Origin of the sequence: Pseudomonas sp. RW407 (assembly GCF_003176655.1) — a bacterium.
Taxonomy (GTDB): Bacteria; Pseudomonadota; Gammaproteobacteria; order Pseudomonadales; family Pseudomonadaceae; genus Pseudomonas; species Pseudomonas delhiensis.
On record NZ_QGSL01000106.1, the window covers coordinates 995,107 to 1,000,135 of the forward strand.

Sequence of the window (5,029 nt, forward strand, 5' to 3'; positions counted from 1 at the left end):
GACAATACGCGGCCCGCGAGGCCGCCAGCTCCGCCATGCCGCGGGCCGCCACGGTTCCGCCGGCAGGGCGCAGGAGGCGTGCAATGAACCTTCGAAGAACGACCGCAGTACTCCTCGGCCAGGCGGCGCTGCCGCTGGCCTGCGCATACGCCGCCGAAGGGGCCAGCTACGGCGGGCCGGTGGGCGGTACCGACCTGGGGGCGGCGCTGCTGCCGGCCACTTCCGGGCTGTACGGCGGCCTGGTGCTCGGCTACGCCAGCGGCGACCGCTTCCATGGCGACGACGGCGGCCGCGACCCGGCGCTGGAGGGCAGCATGACGGCCCAGGTGGCCGCGCTGGGCCTGCTCTACGTCTACCCCGGTCAGTTCCTCGGCGGCACCCTGGCCTCCAGCCTGCAGGGCAGCGTCAACGGCGGGCGCATGGAGATCAACGGCGAGGCCGAGCACTACCAGGGCTTCGGCGACCTCTACGCGGACCTGCTGATGTGGAGCCGCTACCTGGGCGACGCCGCCCCGGGCCAGCGGCCCACCGGGGCGACGCTCAAGCTGGCGTACTCGATGGTGTTCCCCAGCGGCCGCTACAACACCTCGGACCTCTACACCTCCGGGCGCAACGTCTACTTCTTCGTGCCCAACGCCGCGCTCACCTACCTGGGCGGGCCGAACGCCCTGGGCGAGGGCCTGGAGCTGAGCCTGCACGCCTTCGTCAACGTCGCTTCCCGGAACCGGGCCACCGACTACAGCAGCGGCACCGTGGCCAACCTCAACTTCGCCGCCGGCCAGCGCATCGGCCGCTGGCAACTGGGCCTGGCCGGCTACCACGCGCGCCAGCTCGACGACGACCGCCAGCACGGCGCGCGCGTCGAGCCGGACGGCCGGCGCTACCGCGCCACCGCGCTGGGGCCGGTATTGGCCTACGACCTGCCGCGCGGCGCCGGCTCGCTGAAGTTCAAGGCGCTGGCGCCGGTGAGCACACGCAATTCGCTGGCGGCCAATACCGCCTATGTCGTCTGGTCGCGTTCGCTCTGAGGAGAGAGCCCATGGTCCGCAAGAATACCCCCCTGCTGCGCATCGGCATCGACGTCGGCGGCACCAACACCGACGCCGTGCTGATGTGCGGCCGCGAAGTGCTCTGCGCCTTGAAGCGCCCCACCACCGAGGCGGTCGGCGACGGCGTGGCGGCGGCGGTCGCCGAACTGCTGCGCGAGGCGGCGGTGGAGCCGGCGGCGGTGGCCGCGGTGATGCTGGGGACCACCCAACTGCTCAATGCCTTCCTCGAACGCCGGCAGCTGGCGCGGGTCGCGGTGGTGCGCCTGGCCCTGCCCCGTGGCGACGGCGTGCCGCCGCTGCTGGGCTGGCCGCCGGAGCTGTGCGAGGCCATCGACGGGCAGGCCCACCTGGCCGACGGCGGCGCGCTGTTCAACGGCCAGACCTACAGCGAGCTGGACGTTCGCCAGCTCGGGCGCATCGCCGCAATGATCCGCCAGCGCGGCGCCGAGGCGCTGGTGCTGTCCTCGACCTTCGCCCCGCTGCGCCCGGACATCGAGCAGGACGCGGCGGCGGTGCTGCGCAAGGCCCTGGGCGACGACCTGCACCTGACACTGTCCGCGGACGTCGGCGGCATCGGCCTGCTGGAGCGGGAGAACGCGGCCATCGTCAACGCCAGCCTGCAGCCGCTGGCGCGGCGGGTGGTCGGCGACCTGCTGCGGGCCTTCCGCCGCCTGCAACTGGATGCGCCGCTGTTCATCAGCCAGAACGACGGCACCCTGATCACCCCGCAAGCGGCCACGCGCTTCCCCATCCTCACCTGCGCCGCGGGGCCGACCAACAGCCTGCGCGGCGCGGCTTTCCTTACCGGCCTCGAGAACGCCCTGGTGCTGGACATCGGCGGCACCACCAGCGACATCGGCGCCCTGGTCGACGGCTTCCCGCGGCAGACTGCCGGCCCCCTGGAGCTGGGCGGGGTGCGCTGCAACCTGCGCATGCCCGACACCCTGTCCGTCGCCCTCGGCGGCGGCACCCGGGTGCACCTGACCGATGGCCGGCCGACGCTCGGCCCCGAATCCCTGGGCTTGCACCTGCCCCAGCGGGCCCTGGTGTTCGGTGGCGACACGCTGTGCGCGACCGATATCGCCGTGGCTGCCCACGGCCTGCAGGGCATCGGCGACCCGCGGCGCCTCGCCGGCCTCGCACCGGCCCTGGTGGAGCAGGCCATGGCCGCCATCCGCGGGACACTGGAGCAGGCCCTGGAACGCATGCGCACCAGCAGCGTGCCGCTGCCGGTGGTGCTGGTGGGCGGCGGCAGCATCCTCCTGCCGATGCAGCTGCAGGGCGCTCCCCAGGTGCTGCGCCCGGCCCGGGCGGACGTGGCCAACGCCATAGGCGCGGCCATCGCCCAGGTCAGCGGGCGCGTCGACCGCCTGTTCCAGATGCACCCGGGCAACCGCGAAAGCGTGCTGCGGCAGGCCCGCCAGGAGGCCATCGACGCCGCCGTGCAGGCCGGCGCCGAGCCCGCCAGCGTCGACGTGGTGGAACTGAACGAACTGCCCATGACCCACCTGCGCGCCGGCGCTACCCGCGTGCAGGTCCGCGCCGTCGGCGACCTGGCCCTGGCCGCCGCCCACTGAAACCCCGAAGAGGTCCAGACCATGCCTTGCTTCGATATCCTTTCCAGCCAGGACCTGGCGCGCGGCGCCGTGCTGCTGGGCACCGGCGGCGGGGGCGACCCCCATGTCGGCGAGCTGTTCCTGCGCCGCCAGCTGCAACGGGGCCTGCAGCCGCGCCTGCTGCCGCTGGCCGAACTCGCCGACGAGGCCTTCGTGGTCAGCGTCGCCGGGATAGGCGCGCCCACCGTGCTGGTCGAGCACCTGCTCAGCGAGACCGCGCTGAAACACCTGCTGCGCCAGGCCGAGGCGCTCTACGGGCGGCCCATAGACGCGCTGGTCTGCGCCGAGGTCGGTGGCGCCAACGCCATGCTGCCGCTGGCCGCCGCGGCCCTGAGCGGCCTGCCGCTGGTGGACGCCGACGGTATCGGTCGGGCCTTCCCGCACATCGACATGACCACCTTCGGCATCCACGGCTGCAGCGCCTCGCCGGCGCTGTTCAGCGACGAGCTGGGCAACCTGGCGCACCTGAGCGCCGCCGACAACCCGAGCCTGGAACGCATGGTCCGGGCCCTGGCCGGGAGCCTGGGCGGCAGCCTGTACGGCGTGCTCTACCCGCTGGACGGGGCCCGGGTGAAGCGCTTCGCGGTGCCGGGCAGCGTGACCCAGGCCCTGCGCATCGGCCGCCATATCCGTGAGGCGCGCGCCGGCAGCGCCGACCCGGTGGCCGAGCTGGTGCGCTTCCTCGACGGCCTGGAGCCGGGGCGCCGCGCCCGCGAGCTGTTCGACGGCAAGGTCGCCGACGTGCGCCACGAGACCCGCGACGGCTTCCACTGGGGCCAGGCGCTGCTGGAACCGGCCAGCGGCAGCGGCGAACCGGTGGCCATCGACATCCAGAACGAGTTCCTCCGCGCCCGTCAGGGCGAGCGTGTGCTGGCGGTGGTGCCCGACCTGCTGTGCCTGCTGGACAGCGAGAGCGCCGAGCCGCTGACCGCCGAGAACCTGCGCTACGGCATGCGCGTGCGCCTGCTGGCCTACGCCGCGCCGCCGTGCCTGCTCAGCGAGGCGGCGCTGGCGGTGGTGGGCCCGGAACGCTTCGGCCTGGAGGCGCCGTGGCGCTCCTTCCTGGCCGACACGCAGGGGAGGGCGCAAGCATGAACGAGCTATCCCCCGCGCGGCCCGACGGCGACCACGCCACCCGCGCCCTGCCGCCTGGCGAAGGCCTGGGCGCCTGGCGCATCGGGCTGATCCTGATGGGCGCGCTGATCGCCCTGCCGTGCTTCGTCACCGGCGCCGAACTGGCCCACGCCCTGGGCCGCCAGCAGGCGCTGCTGGCCTGCCTGGGCGGCGGCGCGGTGCTCCTGCTGCTGGCGCTGCCCGCGGCCTATGCCGGGGCGCGCTCGCGGTTGAGCACCTACATGCTGATCCTCGATGCCTTTGGTTCCGTTGGTGGGCGTTGCGTCAACCTGGTGCTGTCGCTGGCGCTGCTGGGCTGGTTCGGGGTGGTCGCCGGCCTGTTCGGCCAGGCCATGGCGGCGGTCGCGCCGGCCTTCCTGGCAGGCGTGCCGGCGCTGGGCTGGAGCCTGGCCGGCTGCCTGCTGATGCTGGTCACCAACCTGGTCGGCTTCCGCGCCCTGGACGGGCTGTCGCAGCTGGCCACGCCGCTGAAGCTGGGCTTGCTGCTGTGGGCCTGCTGGGTGGCGCTGGAGGGCCACGGCGTGCCGCCCGCGGGTGGCGGCGCCGGGGACTATTCGGTGCTGCAGGGCATGTCGCTGGTGGTGGGCGGCGTGGTCATCGGCTGCATCCTGCTGCCGGACATCTGCCGCCACGCGCTATCGCCCGGCCGCGCGCTGCTGGCCGTGTTCTGCGCCTTCGGCCTGGGCTTCCCGCTGGTGCTGGCGCTGGCCGGGCTGCCCAGCCTGGCCACCGGGGAACGGCAACTGGTGGCGATCATGCTCGCCCTCGGCCTGGGCCTGCCGGCGATGCTGATCATCCTGCTCTCGGCCTGGTCGACCAACGCCTACAACCTCTACGCGGCGACCCTGGTGTGCGCCAGCGTGGCGCCCCATGTGCAGCGCCGGCGCCTGGCGCTGTTCACCGGGGTACTCGGCGCGGTGCTGGGGCTGGCCGGCCTGGGCGACGCCCTGCAGCATTACCTGGCGCTGCTGGCCGTAGCCTTGCCGCCGGTGGGCGGGGTCTACCTGTGCAACTACTACCTGAACCTGCGGGGCACCGTGCGCAAGCCGCGCCGCTGGCGGCTGGAAGCCTTCGGCGCCTGGGCCTGCGGGGTGCTGGCGGCGACATTGCAGGCGTTCTGGCCGTTCACCCTGACCTGGGTGCCGGCGCTGGATTCGCTGCTGGTGGCGGCTGCCTGCTATCTGCTGCTGCGGGGCGTGGCTGCGCGCCGCGAGGGGCAGGAAGGGCGGG

General features: G+C 73.7%; 4 protein-coding genes. All 4 read left to right on the forward strand.

Going from position 1 to position 5,029, the window contains the following annotated elements; all coding sequences use genetic code 11:
- Window positions 1-83: 83 nt before the first annotated feature.
- Entirely contained in the window at window positions 84-1,028 is a 945-nt protein-coding gene (locus DK254_RS21205) for a transporter (protein WP_158546431.1), read from the forward strand.
- 11 nt (window positions 1,029-1,039) lie between these two features.
- Window positions 1,040-2,626, forward strand: coding sequence for a hydantoinase/oxoprolinase N-terminal domain-containing protein (locus tag DK254_RS21210; protein ID WP_109935353.1), 1,587 nt, complete (start codon window positions 1,040-1,042; stop codon window positions 2,624-2,626).
- Between the two features lie 21 nt (window positions 2,627-2,647).
- Window positions 2,648-3,760 carry a DUF917 domain-containing protein gene (locus DK254_RS21215; RefSeq protein WP_109935354.1) on the forward strand — a complete coding sequence of 371 codons (1,113 nt, stop codon included), beginning with the start codon at window positions 2,648-2,650 and terminating at the stop codon, window positions 3,758-3,760.
- Window positions 3,757-5,029, forward strand: a 1,273-nt coding sequence (locus tag DK254_RS21220; protein WP_218281431.1) for a hypothetical protein, incomplete at its 3' end; no start/stop codon positions are given. The genes DK254_RS21215 and DK254_RS21220, both read left to right, overlap by 4 nt.